The organism is Streptomyces sp. NPDC041200 (genome assembly GCF_055591805.1).
In genome coordinates this window covers 598,532-619,024 of sequence record NZ_JBVIZF010000001.1, presented here as the reverse complement: position 1 = coordinate 619,024, position 20,493 = coordinate 598,532, and the positions used below count along the sequence as shown (strand labels likewise).

At 72.6% G+C, this 20,493-nt stretch carries 19 protein-coding genes; 9 read left to right on the top strand and 10 right to left on the bottom strand.

Going from position 1 to position 20,493, the window contains the following annotated elements:
* The first annotated feature begins 296 nt into the window (after positions 1–296).
* The gene (gene speB, locus ACZ6CL_RS02970; protein WP_468930386.1) at positions 297–1,301 is read left to right on the top strand and encodes an agmatinase; all 1,005 of its coding nucleotides are present in this window, start codon (positions 297–299) and stop codon (positions 1,299–1,301) included.
* 19 nt (positions 1,302–1,320) lie between these two features.
* Here speB and ACZ6CL_RS02965 read toward each other — a convergent pair whose 3' ends face one another.
* Complete coding sequence (locus tag ACZ6CL_RS02965) at positions 1,321–2,160, bottom strand: isocitrate lyase/PEP mutase family protein (protein ID WP_468930383.1); 840 nt, start codon at positions 2,158–2,160, stop codon at positions 1,321–1,323.
* A gap of 104 nt (positions 2,161–2,264) precedes the next feature.
* Here ACZ6CL_RS02965 and ACZ6CL_RS02960 point away from each other — a divergent pair, with 104 nt between their 5' ends.
* Entirely contained in the window at positions 2,265–2,834 is a 570-nt protein-coding gene (locus ACZ6CL_RS02960; RefSeq protein WP_468930382.1) for a hypothetical protein, read from the top strand.
* Between the two features lie 6 nt (positions 2,835–2,840).
* On the opposite strand, the gene ACZ6CL_RS02955 is transcribed toward ACZ6CL_RS02960, so the two are convergent.
* Positions 2,841–3,950: a ferritin-like domain-containing protein gene (locus ACZ6CL_RS02955; protein WP_468930379.1), complete on the bottom strand. Its 1,110-nt coding sequence runs from the start codon at positions 3,948–3,950 to the stop codon at positions 2,841–2,843.
* Positions 3,951–4,067: 117 nt separating this feature from the next.
* Here ACZ6CL_RS02955 and ACZ6CL_RS02950 point away from each other — a divergent pair, with 117 nt between their 5' ends.
* The 4 genes from ACZ6CL_RS02950 to ACZ6CL_RS02935 all read left to right on the top strand — a co-directional run bounded on the left by ACZ6CL_RS02950 (position 4,068) and on the right by ACZ6CL_RS02935 (position 7,767).
* Entirely contained in the window at positions 4,068–4,994 is a 927-nt protein-coding gene (locus ACZ6CL_RS02950; RefSeq protein WP_468930377.1) for an AurF N-oxygenase family protein, read from the top strand.
* 74 nt (positions 4,995–5,068) lie between these two features.
* Positions 5,069–5,890, top strand: a complete 822-nt coding sequence (locus ACZ6CL_RS02945; RefSeq protein WP_468930375.1) for a TetR/AcrR family transcriptional regulator — start codon at positions 5,069–5,071, stop codon at positions 5,888–5,890.
* A 10-nt stretch (positions 5,891–5,900) separates the two neighbouring features.
* Positions 5,901–6,164, top strand: coding sequence for a hypothetical protein (locus ACZ6CL_RS02940; protein ID WP_468930374.1), 264 nt, complete (start codon positions 5,901–5,903; stop codon positions 6,162–6,164).
* A 331-nt stretch (positions 6,165–6,495) separates the two neighbouring features.
* The gene (locus ACZ6CL_RS02935; RefSeq protein WP_468930371.1) at positions 6,496–7,767 is read left to right on the top strand and encodes a C40 family peptidase; all 1,272 of its coding nucleotides are present in this window, start codon (positions 6,496–6,498) and stop codon (positions 7,765–7,767) included.
* Here the strand turns inward: ACZ6CL_RS02935 and ACZ6CL_RS02930 are convergent.
* The 5 genes from ACZ6CL_RS02930 to ACZ6CL_RS02910 form a co-directional block, all read right to left on the bottom strand.
* Positions 7,764–9,011 carry a styrene monooxygenase/indole monooxygenase family protein gene (locus tag ACZ6CL_RS02930; RefSeq protein WP_468930369.1) on the bottom strand — a complete coding sequence of 416 codons (1,248 nt, stop codon included), beginning with the start codon at positions 9,009–9,011 and terminating at the stop codon, positions 7,764–7,766. The genes ACZ6CL_RS02935 and ACZ6CL_RS02930 overlap by 4 nt on opposite strands.
* A 76-nt stretch (positions 9,012–9,087) precedes the next feature.
* Positions 9,088–9,729 carry a GTP-binding protein gene (locus tag ACZ6CL_RS02925; RefSeq protein ID WP_468930366.1) on the bottom strand — a complete coding sequence of 214 codons (642 nt, stop codon included), beginning with the start codon at positions 9,727–9,729 and terminating at the stop codon, positions 9,088–9,090.
* A 4-nt stretch (positions 9,730–9,733) separates the two neighbouring features.
* Complete coding sequence (locus ACZ6CL_RS02920; RefSeq protein WP_468930363.1) at positions 9,734–10,138, bottom strand: DUF742 domain-containing protein; 405 nt, start codon at positions 10,136–10,138, stop codon at positions 9,734–9,736.
* Positions 10,135–10,620, bottom strand: a complete 486-nt coding sequence (locus ACZ6CL_RS02915; protein ID WP_468930361.1) for a roadblock/LC7 domain-containing protein — start codon at positions 10,618–10,620, stop codon at positions 10,135–10,137. The genes ACZ6CL_RS02920 and ACZ6CL_RS02915 overlap by 4 nt, the downstream gene beginning before the upstream one ends.
* Positions 10,617–13,751 (bottom strand): sensor histidine kinase, encoded by a 3,135-nt coding sequence (locus ACZ6CL_RS02910; RefSeq protein ID WP_468930359.1) that lies wholly within the window; start codon positions 13,749–13,751, stop codon positions 10,617–10,619. The genes ACZ6CL_RS02915 and ACZ6CL_RS02910 overlap by 4 nt, the downstream gene beginning before the upstream one ends.
* 318 nt (positions 13,752–14,069) lie before the next feature.
* Here ACZ6CL_RS02910 and ACZ6CL_RS02905 point away from each other — a divergent pair, with 318 nt between their 5' ends.
* Complete coding sequence (locus ACZ6CL_RS02905; protein WP_468930356.1) at positions 14,070–14,843, top strand: protein phosphatase 2C domain-containing protein; 774 nt, start codon at positions 14,070–14,072, stop codon at positions 14,841–14,843.
* Between the two features lie 141 nt (positions 14,844–14,984).
* Here ACZ6CL_RS02905 and ACZ6CL_RS02900 read toward each other — a convergent pair whose 3' ends face one another.
* Positions 14,985–15,518 (bottom strand): MarR family winged helix-turn-helix transcriptional regulator, encoded by a 534-nt coding sequence (locus ACZ6CL_RS02900; RefSeq protein WP_468930353.1) that lies wholly within the window; start codon positions 15,516–15,518, stop codon positions 14,985–14,987.
* A gap of 216 nt (positions 15,519–15,734) precedes the next feature.
* Between ACZ6CL_RS02900 and ACZ6CL_RS02895 the strand changes: the two genes are divergently transcribed.
* Together ACZ6CL_RS02895 and ACZ6CL_RS02890 are read left to right on the top strand one after the other, a co-directional pair.
* A complete protein-coding gene (locus tag ACZ6CL_RS02895) occupies positions 15,735–16,622 on the top strand; it encodes a lysozyme (RefSeq protein ID WP_468930350.1) in 888 nt (295 codons plus the stop codon).
* A 107-nt stretch (positions 16,623–16,729) separates the two neighbouring features.
* On the top strand, positions 16,730–17,308 hold the full coding sequence (locus ACZ6CL_RS02890) for a TetR/AcrR family transcriptional regulator (RefSeq protein WP_468930348.1): 579 nt from the start codon (positions 16,730–16,732) through the stop codon (positions 17,306–17,308).
* Between the two features lie 68 nt (positions 17,309–17,376).
* Here ACZ6CL_RS02890 and ACZ6CL_RS02885 read toward each other — a convergent pair whose 3' ends face one another.
* Entirely contained in the window at positions 17,377–17,928 is a 552-nt protein-coding gene (locus ACZ6CL_RS02885) for an NAD(P)H-dependent oxidoreductase (RefSeq protein WP_468930345.1), read from the bottom strand.
* Positions 17,929–18,036: 108 nt separating this feature from the next.
* Positions 18,037–20,445 (bottom strand): endopeptidase La, encoded by a 2,409-nt coding sequence (gene lon, locus ACZ6CL_RS02880; RefSeq protein WP_468930343.1) that lies wholly within the window; start codon positions 20,443–20,445, stop codon positions 18,037–18,039.
* Positions 20,446–20,493: the final 48 nt, after the last annotated feature.

The following is a 20,493-nucleotide window of genomic DNA, read 5'->3' as shown; positions in this document are numbered from 1 at the left end:
ACAAAGGGGTGCCCCCCACCGCCGTGGAGAGCACCCTTTGGCCGTTCCTTCACACGACCGCCCCCGGCAGCCCGGGCCATCCCCACATGACCTCGGCCTTTCCGGTGGCGGTGATCAAGAACCTAGCAAGCCCTCGGCATCGGGGCGAAGTTGGAGGGGTATACCGGCTGCCCCATAGGGGCGTGGTTCCTTTATAGGGGGAGGCCGCAGTGGGCAATCACCCATTCGAGGGATTGAATGGGTGATGTAGGAGATCACTGCTGAGCAACCCCCCATGTGAAAGGCCCAGTTCCGCCATGAGCGCGACCGATCGCGACCCCGCCATGCCCGTTCCGCCCGAGGAGACCGAGCGCACGCTGCGCTTCGCGGGGCCCGCGACGTTCGGCCGCGTCCCGCGCCTGGACCAGGTCGGCACCACGGACATCGCCGTGGTCGGGGTCCCGTTCGACGCGGGTGTCTCCTACCGGCCGGGCGCCCGGTTCGGCGGGAACGCGATCCGGGAGGCGTCGCGGCAGCTGCGGCCCTACAACCCGGCGCAGGACGCGTACCCGTTCCACTACGTCCAGGTCGCGGACGCCGGTGACATCACCGCCAACCCGCACAACCTCGACGAGGCCATCGAGAACATCGAGGCGGGCGCGGAGGAGCTGCTGTCCACGGGCGCGCAGCTGATGACGCTGGGCGGCGACCACACCATCGCGCTGCCGATCCTGCGCGCGGTGGCCCGCAAGCACGGCCCGGTGGCGCTGCTGCACTTCGACGCGCACCTGGACACCTGGGACAACCACTTCGGCGCCCAGTACACCCACGGAACGCCGTTCCGCCGCGCGGTCGAGGAGGGCATCCTCGACACCTCCGCCCTCTCCCACGTCGGCACCCGCGGCCCGCTGTACAGCAAGGGCGACCTGGACGAGGACACCAAACTGGGCTTCGGGATCGTCACCTCGGCCGATGTGATGCGGCGCGGGGTCGACGAGGTCATCCAGCAGCTCAAGGAGCGCATAGGCAAGCGGCCGCTCTACATATCGGTGGACATCGACGTCCTGGACCCCTCGCACGCCCCCGGCACCGGCACCCCCGAGGCGGGCGGCCTCACCTCCCGCGAACTGCTGGAGATCGTGCGCGGGCTGGCCGACTGCCACCTGGTCTCCGCCGACCTGGTCGAGGTCGCCCCGGCGTACGACCACGCCGACATCACCTCCGTGGCCGCCTCGCACACCGCGTACGAGCTGGTCACCCTCATGTCGCGGCAGATCGCCTTCCTGCGCTGGGTGGAGGAGCAGCAGCAGGCGCAGGCGTAGGACACCCAGTCGGAGTCGGTCAGGGGCGGTCGCGGGCGAACAGCTCGTTCAGCTCGCCCTGCGGGATCTGCCCCTCGGCGAACGTCAGCGTCCCCCGCTCCAGCAACTCCCGGGCGCTGTCCCGTACGAAGCCCAGCGCGGCGCGCGCGATGCTGCCGCCGAGGCTGAGGCGGGCGACACCGGCGGAGCGGAGGGCGTCCGCGGTGAGGCTGGTGGCGCCGAGGCCCATCACCACGTTGAGCGGGCCGTCGATCTCGGCGACCAGGGTGGTGATGCTCGCGAGGTCGTTGACGCCCGGTACGTAGAGGCAGTCCGCGCCCGCCTCCCGGTACCGGCTGGCGCGCCGGATCGCGTCGGCGAGCGGGGCCGGGGAGCGCAGCATCAGGCCGTCGGTGCGGGCGGTGAGCACGAAGTCGGTGCCGTCGGCGTCGGCGGCCTCGCGGGCGGCGGCGATCCGGGCGACGGCCAGCTCCTCGTCGTACAGGGCGCCGTCCGCGAAGTCCTCGACGTTGCCGCCCGCGAGGCCCGCGGCGACGGCCAGCCTGATGGTCTCGGCGACCGCCTCGGGCTCCGCCCCGTACCCGTCCTCCAGGTCTCCGTTGACGGGCAGGTCCACGGCCGCGGTGATCTGATGGACGCGGTCGAACATCTCGGCCCGGGAGACCGCCTTGCCGCCCGCCGGGATGGTGTGGTCGGGCCTGCCCAGAGAGAAGGCGATCCCGGCGCTGGTCGTCGCGAGCGCCTCGAAGCCCGCCTCCGCCAGCACGATCGCGCTCCCGGCGTCCCAGGCGTTCGGCATCAGGAAGCCGGTGCGGCCGTCGTGAAGACGGCGGAAGGCGGCGGCGTGGCGGGTGGCCATGGGGCGGGTCCTCTCGCGCTGGTGCTCGTGCTCGTCGCTGGTGCTCGTGCTCGTGCTCGTCCACTGAGGGAACCACACGCCACCGACAACGCGTCGCAGCGATCATGAATCAGCTGCAGGACCTGATCGACGACTATGAGTGCATCCACCACGGCTACTACCTGGGCGAGGACGAGGAGATCGACGCGGTGGTGACCGCGTGCGTGGACCGGCTCGAAGAGGCCCGGACGGCGCACGGCACCGGCTCCGCCGACGTGGCGTTCCCGGTCCTCGGCCTGGTCCTGATGCACGGGCACGTGATGTGGCACTCGGCCCCCGGCGTCGCGGACCGGGCCGCCGCCGCGCTGCGCGCCGTCGCGGCGGACGTGGCGACCGGGGCGGACGGGGCGGACGGACCCCAGGCGCCCTGCGGCCATCCGGGGCACCCGAGCGACGAGGGCCTCGACATCGAGCAGTTGGAGAACTTCCCCACGGCCCTGGAGCTGATCGGCGACCCCGCGGCCGAGGACGTGTCCTGGGACGACCTCGCCGAGCGGTCCGGCGGGTCCGACTCCGGCGAAGGCGAACTCTCCCCCGCCGAGACGGAATCCCGCTGGCGCTGCCCCCGCACCCTCGCCGGATTCGCGGCGGCGGCCGCCGAGGCCATCCGTCCGGCCCGTACAGCAGACGCCTGAGCCGCCTCAGTCGTCCGCCGCGCCCTGCGCGATGGCCTCCTCGACCTCGCCGGTACGGGCGGCCTCCTCGGCGGCGAAGCGCTGGGCGTCCAGGCGCTGTGCCACCTCCTCGTCCTGGTTCATCAGCAGGTCCAGGTTGCTGTCGCCGAGCTCCAGGACGCCCATGTCGACGTAGGCGCGCTGGAGCCGTTCGCCCCACAGGCCGATGTCCTTCACGCACGGCACGATGCGGCTGAACAGCAGCTTGCGGAACATGTGCAGATACGGGTTACGCTCCGCGTACTCCTCGGCCTCGGCCTTCGGGATGCCCAGGTTCTCCAGGACCTCGACGCCGCGCAGCCGGTCACGCATGAGGTAGCAGCCCTCGATGACGAACTCCTCGCGCTCGCGCAGCTCCGCGTCGGTCAGGTCGCGGTAGTAGTCGCGCAGCGCCATCCGGCCGAAGGCCACGTGGCGGGCCTCGTCCTGCATGACGTAGGCGAGGAGCTGCTTCGGCAGGGGCTTGTCGGTGGTGTCGCGGATGAGGCCGAAGGCGGCGAGGGCCAGGCCCTCGATGAGGACCTGCATGCCCAGGTAGGCCATGTCCCAGCGGGAGTCGCGGAGGGTGTCGCCGAGCAGCGCCTGGAGGTTGTCGTTGATCGGGTAGACCATGCCGACCTTCTCGTGCAGGAAGCGGCCGTACAGCTCGGCGTGGCGGGCCTCGTCCATGGTCTGGGTGGCCGAGTAGAACTTGGCGTCGAGGTCGGGCGCCGATTCGACGATGCGGGCGGCGCACACCATCGCGCCCTGCTCGCCGTGCAGGAACTGGCTGAACTGCCAGGAGGCGGCGTGGCGGCGCAGTTCGGCCCGCTCCCGGTCGGACATCCGGTCCCAGTGGGGCGTGCCGTAGAGGGCCAGGGCTTCGTCGGGGGTGCCGAGCGGGTCGTACGGGTCGACCTCCAGGTCCCAGTCGATCCGCTTGGTCGCGTCCCACTGCTTGTCCTTGCCCTTCTGGTACAGGGCGAGCAGCCGGGCCCGGTGGTCGTCGTACTCCCAGCTGAATCGGGCGGCGCCGGCGGCGGGCACCTGCCACGTCGGGTCGCCGGGGTCCATGGCGTAGAGGTCCTGCGTCGACACGTCGTCTCCTTCGCCTCGCTGCGCGCCAACCCATCCGCGGGGGATTGACGGGCTTGCTGACACAGAGTCTCATAAGGGGTGTCCGGCCGCGACCACTTGCGCGAGGTGTCCCCAGCGATGACGACCCCGACCGAATCAGCCGCGCCCCGGGACGCGCTCGGGCTCCTCAAGGACCGGGAACGGGTGGCGGAGCGGCTGCTGCGAGCCTCCGCCCGGCACTCGTTCGACCCCGACACCGAGCTGGACTGGGACGCGCCGCACGAGCCGGACAAGTGGTTCTGGCCGCCGGAGCTGGTCTCCCTCTACGACACCCCGATGTGGCGGCGGATGTCCGAGGAGCAGCGGATGCTGCTGTCGCGGCACGAGGCCGCGGCGCTGGCGTCGCTCGGCATCTGGTTCGAGATCATCCTGATCCAGCTGCTCACCCGGCACATCTACGACAAGCCCGCGACCAGTGCCCATGTCCGCTACGCGCTCACCGAAATCGCCGACGAGTGCCGCCACTCCCAGATGTTCGCGCGGCTGATCGCCAAGGGCGGCACCCCCGCGTACCCGGTGTCCCGGCTCCACCAGAACCTGGGCCGGTTCTTCAAGACGTTCTCCACCACGCCCGGTTCGTTCACCGCCACCCTGCTGGGCGAGGAGGTGCTGGACTGGATGCAGCGGCTGACGTTCCCCGATGAGCGCGTCCAGCCGCTGGTGCGCGGCGTGACCCGGATCCATGTGGTGGAGGAGGCGCGCCATGTGCGGTACGCCCGGGAGGAGCTGCGCCGCCAGATGGTGCGGGCGTCGCGCTGGGAGAAGGAGCTGACCCGGGTCGGTTCGGGCGAGTTCGCCCGGCTGTTCTCGCTCGCCTTCGTCAACCCGCGGGTGTACACGGACGTCGGGCTCGACCGGCGGGCGGCCGTCGCCCAGGTGCGGGCGAGCGGCCACCGCCGCGAGGTGATGCGCAGCGGGGCCCGGCGGCTGACCGAATTCCTCGACGACGTCGGGGTGCTGCGCGGTGCGGGACGCAAGCTGTGGCAGAGCAGCGGCCTGCTGTAGGGCGTGTCCGCGCGGGCGCCTTCGTCAATGGCCCGCCCCTCGGTATCCGCCCCAGGGCGGTTACGCTGCCAGGCATGACGACGAGCAGTGGCACCGCCCCGGCGGATACGGAGGCGGACGCGGACCGGGCGATCGCGGCGCCCCCGGCCACCGTGCGCCGTGGGGCGTACCGCAGGCTCAGCGTCGAGGCGCGGCGCGCCGAACTGATCACCGCCGCGCTCGGCCTGTTCGCCCACCACGCGCCCGAGGACGTGTCGCTTGACGACGTCGCCTCGGCCGCGGGCGCCTCCCGCCCGCTCGTCTACCGCTACTTCCCCGGCGGCAAGCAGCAGTTGTACGAGGCGGCGCTGCGCAGCGCCGCCGATGAGCTGGAGGGGTGCTTCGAGGAGCCGCGCACCGGCCCGCTCAGCGCCCGCCTGGGCAACGTACTGGACCGCTATCTCACCTTCGTCGACGAGCACGACGCGGGGTTCAGCGCGCTGCTGCACGGCGGCAGCGTGGCCGAGACGTCGCGGACGAACGCCATCGTGGACGAGGTGCGGCGGGCCGCGGCCGAGCAGATCCTGCTGCACGTGGCGGCCGACGCGGCCGACGCGGCCGATGAGCCCGCCGAGGAACCCGGCGCCCGGCTGCGGATGATGGTGCGCACCTGGATCACGGCGGTCGAGGCGGCCTCGCTGATCTGGCTGGACGAGAACAAGCAGCCGTCGGCCCGGGAGCTGCGGGACTGGCTGGTGGACCACTTCGTGGCACTGCTGACCGCCACCGCGGCGACCGATCCGCAGGCGGCCCGCGTGATACGGGCGGCCCTCGCCACGGAGCCCGCGCACGGCCCGGTGGGCGCGCTGGTGCGGCGCGTGGCACCGGTGTTCGGCGAGGCGCGGCACCTGTTGTGAGGGTGGTGCGGTGAGAAGCGAGGAGACGCCGTTCGCCGGCGGGCCGCTGGACGGCCGGGTGCTGCCGGTCCTGGTCGGCGCCACGGGCCAGCCGCCGAAGACGTACGAGGTCCCGGTCCCGGACGAGGCGGGCGGCCCGCCGACCGTGCACGTCTACCTCCGCGTCCCGGCGGGCACGTCGCGGCTGGGCCTGATCCGGGGCTGGCGGTACGAGTACGCCCCGGAGGGCAAGCCGCGCGGCGGACCGAAATGGCCGTGGTCCAAGCCGGGCTGAGCCGCCCGCGACCAGGCCGAGGCACGCCCGGTCGGGCCGTCGCGCGCGTGGCGGGGCTCGCGCGGACGCGGACGGGCCCAGGCGCGCGGCCGAGCCGAGGCGTGCGCAGCCGTTACCCGCGCCGAGTCGCACCGAGGCACGCGACCGGGCTTGCGCGTGTGCGCCGGGGCCGGGCCAAGGTGGGTGGGCGGGGAGGGTGGTTCGGGGCCCTCCGGACGGGTGACCGTGTTGGGCCGACTTGCCCATCATTCTCCCGAAAGTACGACTGTCACGCCGCGTTCCTGCTGAGGTGGTCGTCGGACCCCGTTCCCGCAGCCGGAGGTGTGAGCCCGTGTCAGGACGGATCGTAGGCTCGGTGTGCGCGGCGGCGATCACCGCGGCCGTCGCGCTCGTCCCGCCCGTCCCGGCGGCCACGGCCGCCCCCGCCCAGCCTGACCGGCCCGCCGACCGGTCCGTCGCCGGGCTGCTCACCCAGCTCAAGACGCTGTACCGGAAGGCGGAAGAGGCGACCGAGGCGTACAACGCGACCGAGGAGAAGCTGCGCAAACAGCGGGCGAAGACCCGGGATCTGACCGACGACCTCGCCCGCAGCCGCACCGACCTGGCCGCCAGCCGGGAGGACGCGGGGCGGCTGGCCCGTCAGCAGTACCAGGGCCACACCCAGCTCTCCTCGTACACCTTCCTGCTGACACTGCTCACCCCGCACCCGGAGAAGGCCGCCGACCAGGCGCGGGAGCTGGACCGGGCGGCGGGCCGGGAGGCGGCCGTCGTGGAGCGGCTGACCAAGGGTGAGCGGCATGCCGACGCCCTCGCCACCAAGGCCCGGACCGCCCTGGACAAGCAGCTGTCGCTGAGCGCGAAGAAGAAGAAACAGCGCGACAAGGTCAAGAAGCGGCTCACGAAGATCGAGAAGATGCTCGCCTCGCTGACCGCCCGCCAGATCGCCCAGGTGGCGGAGAAGGAGCGCGAGGAAACCGACAAGGCACAGCGCAAGCTGGTCGCCTCCGGGGTGCTCGGCGGCGCCACGAGCCGCGCCCAGGGCGTCGCCCCGCCGCCGCCCGCCCCGGGCCCCGGTCCGGCCCAGGGGACGGACGCGGGCGGCGGTCAGGACACCGGCGGCGGTCAGGGCGCGGGGCAGGGTGACGGGACGGTGCCGGGCCGCCCGGCCCAGGGCGCGGGTGGTGGTACGGCCGCCAACGGCGCCGGGCCCAAGACCCCCGGGCGGCTCCCGATGGCCTCGGCGTCGGCCGGGCAGCGGGCGCTGCGGTGGGCACTCAACCAGATCGGCAAACCGTACGTGTGGGGCGCCGAGGGGCCGAACTCCTTCGACTGCTCGGGCCTGACCTCCCAGGCGTGGGCGCACGCGGGCCGGACCATTCCGCGCACCAGCCAGGAGCAGTGGCGCCAGCTGCCGAGGATCTCGCTCAGCCAGATCCGCCCGGGTGACCTGGTGATCTACAACAAGGGCGCGAGCCACGTGGCGATCTACGCGGGAGGCGGCCAGGTGGTGCAGGCGCCCCGGCCCGGCACCACGGTCCGCCTCTCCGCGCTCGCGTCCAATCCGGTGCAGGGCGTGGTCCGTCCGGGCCCGGCCCGGGGCTAAGCCCCCACGGAGGCCAGATAGGCCGACGCCTTCTCCGGCTCGTAGAAGAAGTGCTCGAAATCGGACGGGTCGTCGAAGCCGTTGGCGATCCGGTCGGCCACCGGCGGCAGACCGCTCGCCGCGCCCAGCAGTTCCACGATGTGCTCGGGCGGCGGGGCGAGCATCGCGTTGGTCCACTTGGTGACGTGCCGGGCGGTCGCCCAGTAGCGGTCGAACGTCTCCCGCATCCAGGCGGCGTCGAACGGCCGGTCGCCGTGGGCGACGATGCTCTCCAGGTAGGAGGCGGCGCACTTGGCGGCCGAGTTGGAGCCCTGCCCGGTGATCGGGTCGTTGGCGACCACGACGTCCGCGACGCCGAGGACCAGGCCGCCGCCGGGCAGCTCGCCGATGGGGTTGCGTACGGTCGGCGCGTACCGCCCGGCGAGCGTGCCGCCCGCGTCGGTCAGCTCGACCTTGGTGGCCCGCGCGTACTCCCACGGGGTGAACCGCTCCATCAGCTCCAGCGTGGTGGCCAGGTGCGCGGACGGGTCGGTGACGCCCTGGAACACATCGGCCGGGCCGCCCGGGACGCCCTCCCAGAAGAGGATGTCGGCGCGCCCGCTGGTGGTGAGGGTCGGCATGACGAACAGCTCGCCGACACCGGGGACCAGATTGCAGCGCACCGCGTCGTAGTCCGGGTGCTCGGGACGCGGGCCCAGCCCGTGCACATACGAGACGGCCAGCGCGCGCTGCGGGGTGTCGTACGGGGAGCGGGCGGCGTCCCGGCCGAAGAGCGAGACCAGTTCGCCCTTGCCCGCCGCCACCAGCACCAGATCGTGGCTCTGGGTGAAGAAATCCAGGTCGGAGACGGCCACGCCGTGGATGACCAGCCGGCCGCCGCGCTGTTCGAACAGCTCCATCCAGCCCGCCATCTTGATGCGCTGGTCGACGGACTGGGCGTAGCCGTCGAGCCGCCCGACCCAGTCGATGGCGCGGGCGTGCGGGCCCTCGGGCGTCGGCGGTCCGGCGACGGACACGCCGAGGCCCTCGATGCGCGGCGCCCGCTCCTCCCAGAAGTTGAGCTCCAGGTCGCGCTCGTGCTGCAGCGCGGTGTGGAACATGCACTGCGTGGACATGACGCGCCCGGAGCGGATCTCGTCAGCCGTGCGGTTGGCCATCAGGGTGACCTCGTAACCCTCGGCCTGGAGACCGAGGGCGAGTTGGAGGCCGGACTGGCCGGATCCGACGATGAGTATTTTCCGCATGACCGTGACTCTCTCTCAGGCTCAGGACAGGAAGAGGAACGGGGCATTCCATTCCCCGAGCGGAGCTGAGGTTAGTTCACTCCGGTGAGACGTCAACGGCGTGGCCCACCAAGGCGAGCAGCGCGTCCACCACCGTCACCCGCTGCCGCGCGTCCATGGTCACCACGGGCACCTCGGGCTTTACGGAGAGCGCGTCCCGGACGTCCTCGGGACCGTAGAGCGGGGTCCCCTCGAAGTGGTTGACCGCCACCACATACGGCAGGCCGAGGCTCTCGAAGTAGTCCAGCGCCGGGAAACTGTCCTCCAGCCGCCGGGTGTCGGCCATCACGACCGCTCCGATCGCCCCGCGCATCAGGTCGTCCCACATGAACCAGAACCGCTGCTGGCCCGGGGTGCCGAAGAGATAGAGCACCAGATCGGATTCGAGCGTGATCCGCCCGAAGTCCATCGCGACGGTCGTGGTCAGCTTCTCGGGCGTCGCACCGAGGTCGTCCACGTCCTCGCTGGCCTGCGTCATCAGGGCCTCGGTCTGCAGCGGAGTGATCTCCGAGACCGAGCCCACGAACGTCGTCTTCCCGACGCCGAAACCCCCCGCTATCACTATCTTCGTGGCGATCGGCGCCCGGGAGCGGTCCGTCTGCCAGCTCTGAAGCCGTTCTTCGGCACCGGGTATACCGACACCGGGTATCTCCGACACATGCGGCGGGGTCACCGTCATCGTCTCAGAGTCTGCGAAGTCCAACGAGCACCCTTTCGAGCAACGCGCGCTCCGGCTGTCCCGGGCCCCGCCCGGTGCCGTACACACGGATCTTTCCCTGATCGGCGAGATCGCTGAGCAGGACGCGGACCACGCCCAGCGGAATCTTGAGCATCGCGGAGACCTCCGCGACCGAACGCATCCTGCGGCACAGGTCGATGATGGCCCGTATCTCCGGCAGCATCCGCGCCCCCGGAGCGCCGTCCGGTAACGGCTCGACCGGTCCGTCCGCCGGTCCGTCAGCGGGCTCCAGCGACGCCACGAACGTCTCCACCAGCAGCACGTGCTCCGTGCGGGTGCGGCCTCCGGTGAGCGAGTACGGACGCACCCGCCCCGGTCTGCGAGCGGCCCGGCCGGACGCTGCCGTCACCGCGCCGTCTCCAGCGACCTCCGTAGTTCGGAACGCAGTTCGGGGGTGAGCACATGTCCGGCCCGGCCCACGAACAGCGCCATGTGGTACGCGACCACCGACATGTCGCAGTCCGGAGTGGCGTGCACCCCCAGCAGCGAACCATCGCTGATCGACATGACGAACAGACTGCCCTCGTCCATCGCCACCACCGTCTGCTTGACGCCGCCGCCGTCCATCAGCTTCGCCGCGCCGAGCGTCAGGCTGCCGAGTCCCGACACGATCGTCGCGAGGTCCGCGGTGGAACCCTTCGGGCCGTCCTGGACCGCCGGGCCCGTGGGAGCGGCGACGTGCCGCGCGTCGGAGGACAGCAGCATCAGCCCGTCGGACGAGACGACGGCCACCGAGCGGACCCCCGGCACCTCCTCGACCAGGTTGGACAGCAGCCAGTGCAGATTACGGGCCTCGGAACTCAACCCGTAGGTACTACTGGGCGCATTCACCCACGTGCCTCCTCAACCATGCCGCCCCCGTCCTGCGCCCCCGTTTGCGCCGTGCCCCGTTGCCCGGCCGTACCGCGCTGTTCTGCCGTACCGCGCTGTTCTGCCGTACCGTGCGCGGCGATCTCGGCCTCCGCGTCCCGGCGGCCGTCCCGCGCGCCGCGCTGAAACCCGCCCAGCCTACGCCGCAATTCCTCCGCGTTCACCGACCCGGTGCGCTCCCGCGGGTCGGGGTCGCGGCGGGCCACGCTCCGCGGGGTCCGCTTGGGAAGTCCCTTGTCGGTGCGGGGCAGTTGGCCGGTCGCCTCCGGGGCGCGGGTGTGCTGGTCGGGGCCGATGGCGTACGGGTCGTGAGGCTCCGGCCGCTCCACCGGACCGGCCGGTTCCGCCGGGCCCCAGGCGTCCGCCGCGGCGGGCCGCACGGCGCGGGTGTCGAACGGCTGCTCGCTGCCCGGCGCTTCCCGCGGATGGTCCCCCGGAACGACGCCGGGAACGGTCAGTTCCATGGTGCGCTCGGTGGCCTGGGCCGTCTTCGGGGTGCGCTTCGGCAGGACCGGCAGCTCCTCCGCCGCCGGACCGGGGGCCGGATGCCCGCGCGGCGGCGTCGGTTCCATGAGGTACGGGTCCTCGTCCGCGCCGCCCGCCCAGGCCTCGCCGGGGGCCGCCCACGACACCGTCTCGGGACCCGCGATCTCGGGACCCGAGATTTGGGGGGCCATGGTCTCGGGGCCCGCGTCCTGCGCGACGGGCTCCGGTTCCGGCGCGCGCTCGGGGGCGGGCTCCGTACGGTCCGTACCGCCGAAGTCCGCCGCGTCGGCCGCCTCAGCCGCCGCGCGGCGCTGGCCCGGTACGCCGCTGCCACCGGCGACCCGGCCGTGGTCCGGGAGGGCGTTGCCGTTGGCCTCGGCCGCGGCGCCCGGGAAGGCGGGCAGGCCGGTGCCGCCGAGGGGGCCGCTCGCGGCGGCGGGCGGGGCGGACGGGAGTCCGGCGCCGGGCGGGCCCGCCGGGAGGATCTTGACCGGCAGGACGACGGCGGCGGCCACCCCGCCCGGCTGCTGCTCGCGCAGCGACACCCGTACGCCGTGCCGCGCGGCGAGCCGGGTCACCACGTACAGGCCGAGCCCCAGCGGATCGTCCGGCTGCGGGCCCTGGCAGTACTCGGGGACCGGGTCGGCGAGCCGTTCGTTCAGCTCGGCGAGGCGCTCGGGCGTCATGCCGATGCCCTCGTCCTGGACGGAGAGCATGACCTCGCCGCTCTCCAGCAGCCAGCCGGACACCTGCACCGCGGCGTCCGGCGGCGAGAACGCCGTGGCGTTTTCCAGCAGTTCGGCGATCAGGTGGCTGACGCTGTCCGCGGCGAACCCGGCCACCTGGGCGTGCGGCGGCAGCGACTGGATGTGCACTCGGTCGTACCGCTCGACCTCGCTGATCGAGGCGCGCAGCACGTCCAGCAGCGGCACCGGGCCGGGGTGGTTCGCCTGGTGCTCGGAGCCCGCGACGATCAGCAGGTTCTCGCCGTAGCGGCGCATGCCGGTGGCGAGGTGGTCGAGCTGGAACAGCGTTTCGAGCCGGTCAGGGTCCTGCTCCTGCTCCTCCATGGACTCGATGATCGCCAGCTGTCGCTCGATCAGCCCGAGGCTGCGCAGCGCCAGGTTGACGAAGCTGCTGTGGACCCGGGCCCGCAACCCCTCCAGCCGGGTGGCGACCGCGTCCCGCTCGGCACGCAGCTCGGCCGCCTCGTCGGCCAGTCGCCGCCGCTCACCGGCCCACTGGGTGCGTTCGCCGTCGAGCCGGGTCAGGCGCTCGTGCTGGCGCAGCGCGGCCTGGTGGAGTTCGTTGACGGCCCGTACGGCGTCGGCGAACTCGTCGTTGCGGCCCTTGAAGGCGATCGGCTGCTCGGCGGCCGGGCTGGCGGCGACCCGGCGGGCGCCGCGCCGCAGCGCGGACAGCGGGCGGGTCATCGAGCGGGCGCTGTGGACGCTGGTGCCGAGGGCGAGCAGCAGACAGGCACCGGCCAGGGCGATGCTCACCTCAAGGGCGGTGACCTCGTCGTCGCGCAGCTGCCCGAGCCGGGTGATCTCGGCGGAGGCGAGCGCGGACTCGGCCCCGCGCATCCGGTCGATGCGGGCGGTCAGGGCCGCGTCGAGGCGGCGCTTGTCGACGAACAGGTCCTGGCCGGAGAGCTGGGGCTGATCGGTGAGCCGGGCGAGGTAGCGCTCGGCGGTGGTGACCTCGGTGCCGTTGACGGTGCGGTCGTAGGCGTCGCTCGCGGAGCCCGGGGCGAGCTGCCGGAAATCGGCGAGCGCGGCCTGCTCGCGCACCTCGGTGCGCTGGGCGACCACGGTCAGCCGGGACCGGCCGCCGCGGTCGGCGAGCGCGGCGAGCAGCAACCCGCGGGTGGCGGACGCCTGCTCCACGGCGCGGCCGAGCGGGGCGAGCGCGGGGGCGGGGCCCGTGTCGGCGTCGGCCGGGAGCTTGCGGGCGAGGGTGTCGGCGACCCGGTTCAGCGCCTGGACGGCCTCGGTGTACGCGTCGAAGACGTCGAGGGACGAGCCCTTTCCGGTCAGCGCCTGCTGGCGGATCTCGGGGAGGGTGCTTAAGCGCGCGGCGAGGGCGGCCGGAACCTGCCCGCGCACCTCCGCGACCTGCCGGTCGACCCGGGCGCGCTGGTCCTCGGAGAGGCCGCCCCCGGCGGCGGCGGTGGTGGTGCGGCCCGCGGCGACGAACGCGGTCATGGCGTCGCGTTCGTCGGCGAGGGAGTGGGCGAGGGCCACCGTGCCGCGGTTGGCCTCGGCCAGCTCGACCAGCTTCTGGGTCTCGGTGGTGTCGTCGAGGGCGCTGAGGACGGCGGGGGCGCCGGCGGCGAGGACGGCGACGGAGACGAGGGCGACGGACGCGGTCAGCCGGTTGCGGACGCGCGCGGGGCGCCCCCGCGGTGGCTCAGGCGCCGGGGATTCCGGGACCGGGGATTCCGGGGCCGTGGGTTCCGGAGCTAAGGATTTTGGCGCCGGGGGTTCCGGGGCGCCCGGAGGGGACCCGGCCGCCGGAAGGGGCCCGGCCGACCCCTGCTCCTGCTGATCACGGGACTCACTGACGTGCTCGCGCTTGGTGCCCCGAAGCCGCTTCTTCCGCACCGGTGCTCACCATCTTTTCTCGCCCGACCGCTGTGGTTCCAGACCGCTGTGGTTCCAGAGGTGACGACGGATCAACCCTTGTCTTTCCCCACCCCCGGCAGGGATTCCGACCCTTCCAGGGACGGCTCCGGGACGGGTACGCATCACCCACCCGGCCCACCCGAACGAGTGAACCGCATTGCGTAGTTGAGCACCAACTTTCGTCACGGACCATACCCGGCGCCCGAATTTCCCGGGCTGGAAAACGCTTGCCCGTCCTGGCAGGATGCCCATCCCCCTGCCCACACCCGCGCACGGCGTGAGCGGCAGAATGACGGCATGCGCATCGAACTCGCGACCGCCCCCGGCGATCCGCAGCGCCCCAACGAGGACTACGCGTCCGTGGCCCTGCCCGCGTCGGGGCACGGGGGCGCGCTCGTGGTCCTGGACGGGGTGACGCCGCCGCCCGAGGGCGACGCCGGATGCGCCCACGGCGTGCCCTGGTACACCGCCCGGCTGGGCGGCGCGCTGCTCGAACTGGCCGGTTCGCGGCGGGACACGACACTCGCCGACTGCCTCGCGTACGCGATCGAGCGCACCGCCGAGGCACATAGTTCAACATGTGACCTTTCTCACCCCCTCACTCCCCAGGCGACCGCCGTCGTGGCGCGCTGGGGCGCGGACCGGGTCGAGTACCTGGTGCTCTCCGACTCCGCCCTGCTCATCGAGCGGACCGGGGGCGCGGTGACGGCCGTGCTCGACGACCGCATCGACCGGCTGCGCGCCGAGGGGCGGCGGGTCGGCCCGCTGCGCAACATCGAGGGCGGCTTCTTCACCGCCGCGGCCGACCCCGCGGTGACCGCCAAGGCGGTCACCGGCAGCCTGCCGCGCACGGAGGTACGAGCGCTGGCGGCGCTCACCGACGGGGCGTCGCGCTGGGTCGAGGTGTTCCACGAGGGCGACTGGGCCGCCTGCCTCGGGCTGCTGCGCAAGGAGGGGCCGCAGGCGCTGATCGACCGGGTCCGGGCGGCGGAGCACGCCGACCCGGACCGGGCGGCCTTCCCGCGCGGCAAGACCCACGACGACGCGGCGGCGGTCTTCGTCGAGCCGTAGCGGCCCGCGCTCGCGCGACGGCCCGCCGCCGGGTCATCAGCGGGCGCCGGACGCCGCCGCCTTCAGGGGGTGGGTACCGCAGTCGCCACACCCACGTCGCCGGATCGGCGCGGCTCGCCGATCCTGACGTACATGAGCGCCCTACTGGTCCCCCTCCGCGCGGGCCGTCTGCCCGGGCTCGTCGGCTTCCTGCGTGCTGTTCAACTGGTGCAGCAGCCGCGCGAGTTCGGCGACCTCGCTGCGCTCCCAGGCGGCGAGACGGCGGGCGTACCGCGCGCGCCGGGCGATGCGGACCCGCCGGAAGCGGGCCCGGCCCTCGTCCGTCAGCTGCACCAGGAAGGCGCGGCCGTCCGCCGGGTCGGGCGCCCGGGTCACCAGTCCGAGCCCCTCCAGCGCGCGCAGCTGACGGCTCATCGTCGCCTTGCCCACGCCGATGTAGGCCGCGAGGTCCGTCGCACGCTGCTCCCCCGCGTCCTCCAGGCGCATCAGCAGCCCGTACGCGGCGGATTCCAGGTCGGGGTGGACCTCGCGGGCCAATTCGCCCGAGGAGGCGCGGGCGCGGCGGAGGAAGACCGCCAATTCGCGCTCCAGCGCCAGAAACGCATGGTCCACACCAATTCCACCTACGGTGCCGCCCGTACCCTCCTCGGGGGGCGTTGCCCCGTTGTTGTGCACGTCAGAGCCCTCTCCGGGTTTTCACATCGTGAAAGTTTCTTGCGCGCGCGGCTGTTACCGCAGCTCCATCAGTATTTCGCAGGATTAGACCAACGGCAGCCCACCCCGGCCCTTCCCCCTCACGATCTACGCCCGTAGCGTCATTGCTGACATGGCCATTCCAATGACATCCCCCCGCTCCCCCCGCTCTCCCCACCGAGGCTTCGGAGGCACGCCATGCCTGTGCACAGACCCGGCCCCACCCGGCGCACCCCCCGCGCGCTGACCGGCCTGCTCGCCACCCTCCTCACCGCCCTCCTCACCGCGGTCTTCGCGCTGTCCGCTCCCGCGCTCGCCGACAGCGGCCAGGACGATCCGGCCGTGAACGGCGGCACGAAGGCCATCCCCCACCCCGAGGACGACTGGGCGGGTTCGCAGATCCTCAAACACGAGGGCGGCTCGACGACCGGAGAGCCCCCGTCGCCGTCCGATCTGCTCGCCACCGTCGAAGGCGTGGACGTCAGCAGCCACCAGGGCAACGTCGCCTGGTCGACCCTCTGGGGCAGCGGGGTCAAGTTCGCCTACGTCAAGGCGACCGAGGGCACCAGCTACACCAATCCGTACTTCGCCCAGCAGTACACCGGCTCGTACGACGTCGGCATGATCCGCGGCTCGTACCACTTCGCGCTGCCGGACAACTCCTCCGGCGCCGCCCAGGCCAACTACTTCGTCGACCACGGCGGCGGCTGGAGCAAGGACGGCAAGACGCTGCCGGGCGCGCTGGACATGGAGTACAACCCCTACGGTGCCACCTGCTACGGCAAGAGCGCCAGCGCGATGGTCAGCTGGATCAAGGACTTCACCAGCACCTACAAGTCGCGCACCGGCCGCGACCCGGTGATCTACACCTCCACCAACTGGTGGACGACCTGCACCGGCAACTCCAGCGCCTTCGGCGGCGTCAACCCGCTGTGGATCCCGCGCTACGGCTCCTCCGTCGGCGAGCTGCCCGCGGGCTGGGGCTTCCACACCATCTGGCAGTACACCTCCTCCGGCCCGACGGTCGGCGACCACAACCTCTTCAACGGCGCCATCGACCGGCTGAAGGCGCTCGCCAACGGCTGACCCCCACTCGTTCCTCGCCCTCCAGTGCACGGACAGGTCTGTCTGTACGCTGGAGGGCACCGGCCGTATCCCCAGCATGAAGGCGGCCCCTTCCGAGGAGCATGACCATGAGCAGTACCCGGCCCTCCGCCCGCGACCGCATCCTGTCCACGGCGACCGGGCTGTTCAACGCCCATGGGATACGAGGCGTCGGAGTGGACCGGATCATCTCCGAGTCGGGCGTGGCCAAGGCGACGCTGTACGCGCACTTCCGCTGCAAGGACGATCTCGTCCTGGCCTATCTGCACGCCACGGACATCCACTGGCGCGGGGAGCTGACCGAGGCCGCTGAGGCCGCCGGGCCCGATCCGCGCGACCAGCTCACCGGCGTCTTCGACGCGCTGAGCGCCGCGGCCCGGCGGGACGGCTTCCGCGGCTGCGCGTTCACCCGGACCGCGGGCGAGACGGAGCCGGGCACCGCCGCGCACACCGCGACCGCCGAGCACAAGCGCGCCGTACGGACCTGGCTGACCGAGCTGGCCCGGGCGGCCGGGGCCGCCGACCCCGCGCGACTCGCCCTGCGGATCTCGCTCCTCATCGACGGCGCGATGGCCGCGGCGGCGCTGGAGCCCCGGCCGGAGTTCGTGGAGGCGGCGCGGGAGACGGCGCGGGTACTGATCGCGGAGGCGTGCCCGGCCCGGGTGTAGCCGCCCTCGGACACGGCGAAGGGCCCGGCCGCGCGCGAGCGGCCGGGCCCTCCCTCTTTCCCTCCGCCTCACACGGCGGCGAGGTCGCGCTCGCGCGGCACCCCGGACGCCAGCAGCGCGCGGTAGTCCTCCTGGTACGCGGCGAGCGCCGCGTCGTCCACCGCGTTCGCGCCGTAGACGACGAACGGCTCCTCGTACGCCATCCCGGAGATGTTCGCCGTCGCGTCGAAGGGCTTGAGGAGCTCGGCGACCGTGAAGCGGTTGAACCCGCCGGGCCGGTACATCTCCTCCGCGGCCCCCGCCGTGGTGACGACGAGCAGCGCCTTGCCCCGCAGCGAGGTGCCGTTCGAGCCGTACGCGAAGCCGTACAGGAACACCTCGTCCAGCCACTTCTTCAGCAGCGGCGGCGCCGAGTACCAGTAGAAGGGGAACTGGAGCACGATCCGGTCGTGCTCCAGCAGCAGCCGCTGCTCCCGCTCGACGTCGATGCGCAGGTCCGGGTAGGTGGCGTACAGATCGTGGAACGTGACGCCGTCCACCGGCCGGGCGGCCTCGGCGAGGGCGGCGTTGACGCGTGAGGCGGCGAGGCCGGGGTGGGCGAGGACGACGAGGGTGCGCACGGTTTTCCTCCGCGAGGGCAACTGAAGCATGAAGTGAACAGACAGGTCTGTCTGGTGCGCCGCTCACGCTACCAGACAGACCTGTCTACCCTCAACGAGGTGTGTTCGTTACGCCGCCACCGGGACCTCCGGGGCGCTCGCCGAGGCGGGCTGGAGGGCCAGTTCCAGGACCTGGCGGACGTCCGAGACCGGGTGGACGTCGAGCTTCTCCAGAACCTCGGCGGGCACATCGTCCAGGTCCGGCTCATTCCGCTTGGGGATGATCACGGTGGTCACCCCGGCCCGGTGCGCCGCCAGCAGCTTCTGCTTGACGCCGCCGATCGGCAGCACCCGCCCGGTCAGCGAGACCTCGCCCGTCATCGCCACGTCCGGCCGCACCTGGCGGCCCGACAGCAGCGAGGCCAGCGCGGTGGTCATGGTGATGCCCGCGCTCGGGCCGTCCTTGGGCACCGCGCCCGCCGGGACGTGGAGGTGGATGCCGCGTTCCTTCAGATCGGCGACCGGAAGCTCCAGCTCCGCGCCGTGGGAGCGCAGGAAGGACAGGGCGATCTGGGCGGACTCCTTCATGACGTCGCCCAGCTGGCCGGTCAGCGTCAGCCCCGCGCCGCCCGTCTCGGCGTCAGCGAGCGACGCCTCCACGTACAGCACGTCGCCGCCCGCGCCCGTCACCGCGAGCCCGGTCGCCACCCCGGGGACGGAGGTGCGGCGTTCGGCGGGGTCCTGCGCGGACTCCGGGGTGTGGTGCGGCCGCCCGATCAGCGGACGCAAGCTCTCCACTCCGACGGTGAAGGGCAGTTCGCGCGTCCCCAGCTCGTGCTGGGCCGCCACCTTGCGCAGCAGCCGCGCGATCGAGCGCTCCAGGGTCCGTACGCCCGCCTCGCGGGTGTACTCCCCGGCGAGCTTGCGCAGCGCCTCGTCCGCCACCTCGACCTCGCCCGGCTCCAGACCGGCGCGCTCCAGCTGCCGGGGCAGCAGGTGGTCGCGGGCGATGGTGACCTTCTCGTCCTCGGTGTAGCCGTCCAGGCGCACCAGCTCCATGCGGTCCAGCAGCGCCTCCGGAATGGCCTCCAGGACGTTGGCCGTGGCCAGGAAGACCACGTCGGACAGGTCGAGTTCGACCTCCAGGTAGTGGTCCCGGAAGGTGTGGTTCTGCGCCGGGTCCAGGACCTCCAGCAGGGCCGCGGCCGGGTCGCCGCGGAAGTCGGAGCCGACCTTGTCGATCTCGTCCAGGAGGACCACCGGGTTCATCGAGCCCGCCTCCTTGATGGCCCGTACGATCCGGCCGGGCAGCGCGCCCACGTACGTACGCCGGTGGCCGCGGATCTCCGCCTCGTCGCGGACGCCGCCGAGCGCGACCCGGACGAACGTGCGCCCCATCGCGCGGGCCACGCTCTCGCCGAGGCTGGTCTTCCCGACGCCGGGCGGGCCGACGAGCGCCAGCACGGCCCCGCCGCGCCGGCCTCCCACGACCCCGAGGCCGCGGTCGCTGCGGCGCTTGCGCACCGCCAGGTACTCGGTGATCCGCTCCTTCACGTCCGCCAGGCCCGCGTGGTCCGCGTCGAGCACCGCCTGGGCGCCCGGGATGTCGTACGCGTCCTCGGTGCGCTCGTTCCACGGCAGCTCCAGGACGGTGTCCAGCCAGGTGCGGATCCAGCTGCCCTCGGGGCTCTGGTCGCTGGCCCGCTCCAGCTTGTCGACCTCCTTCAGCGCCGCCTCGCGCACCTTCTCGGGCAGCTCGGCGGCCTCGACCCGGGCCCGGTAGTCATCGGACTCGTCCTCCGGATCGCCGTTCAGCTCGGCCAGCTCCTTGCGCACGGCCTCCATCTGCCGCCGCAGCAGGAACTCGCGCTGCTGCTTGTCGACGCCCTCCTGGACGTCCTTGGCGATCGACTCGGCCACGTCCTGCTCGGCCATGTGATCGCCCAACCAGCCGACGGCCAGCTTGAGCCGCGCCACCGGGTCGGCCGTCTCCAGCAGCTCCACGCGCTGGGCGACGCTGAGGAAGGGTGAGTATCCGGAGTTGTCGGCGAGCTGCGAGACATCGTCGATCTGCTGCACCCGGTCCACGACCTGCCAGGCGCCGCGCTTGCGCAGCCAGCTGGTGGCCAGCGCCTTGTACTCCGTCATCAGTTCGGTGACGGCGCCCGGCAGCGGATCGGGCACGATCTCCTCGACCGCGGTGCCCTCGATCCACAGCGCGGCCCCGGGCCCGGTCGTCCCGGCTCCGACCCGCACACGTCGCACTCCACGGATGAGCGCCCCGGGATCGCCATCGGACAGCCGGCCCACCTGCTCGACGGTGCCGAGCGTGCCGATGCCCGCGTACGTCCCGTCGATACGCGGCACCAGCAGCACCCGCGGCTTCCCCCCATCGGCCCGGGCAGCGGCCTGCGCGGCCTCCACGGCGGCGCGCACATCGGTATCGGAAAGGTCCAGCGGGACCACCATGCCGGGCAGCACGACCTCGTCATCGAGGGGCAATACGGGCAGGGTGAGCGGTGTAGACAGCGAAGCCATGATCTCCCCTTCGGCAGGCAAGTTGAGCTATGCAGACTCAATGCGTGC

Coding starts and splice junctions, on each gene's coding strand:
- speB (WP_468930386.1), top strand. CDS start 297: ATGAGCGCGACCGATCGCGACCCCGCCATGCCCGTTCCGCCCGAGGAG.
- ACZ6CL_RS02965 (WP_468930383.1), bottom strand. CDS start 2,160: ATGGCCACCCGCCACGCCGCCGCCTTCCGCCGTCTTCACGACGGCCGC.
- ACZ6CL_RS02960 (WP_468930382.1), top strand. CDS start 2,265: ATGAATCAGCTGCAGGACCTGATCGACGACTATGAGTGCATCCACCAC.
- ACZ6CL_RS02950 (WP_468930377.1), top strand. CDS start 4,068: ATGACGACCCCGACCGAATCAGCCGCGCCCCGGGACGCGCTCGGGCTC.
- ACZ6CL_RS02945 (WP_468930375.1), top strand. CDS start 5,069: ATGACGACGAGCAGTGGCACCGCCCCGGCGGATACGGAGGCGGACGCG.
- ACZ6CL_RS02930 (WP_468930369.1), bottom strand. CDS start 9,011: ATGCGGAAAATACTCATCGTCGGATCCGGCCAGTCCGGCCTCCAACTC.
- ACZ6CL_RS02925 (WP_468930366.1), bottom strand. CDS start 9,729: ATGACGGTGACCCCGCCGCATGTGTCGGAGATACCCGGTGTCGGTATA.
- ACZ6CL_RS02905 (WP_468930356.1), top strand. CDS start 14,070: ATGCGCATCGAACTCGCGACCGCCCCCGGCGATCCGCAGCGCCCCAAC.
- ACZ6CL_RS02895 (WP_468930350.1), top strand. CDS start 15,735: ATGCCTGTGCACAGACCCGGCCCCACCCGGCGCACCCCCCGCGCGCTG.
- ACZ6CL_RS02890 (WP_468930348.1), top strand. CDS start 16,730: ATGAGCAGTACCCGGCCCTCCGCCCGCGACCGCATCCTGTCCACGGCG.
- lon (WP_468930343.1), bottom strand. CDS start 20,445: ATGGCTTCGCTGTCTACACCGCTCACCCTGCCCGTATTGCCCCTCGAT.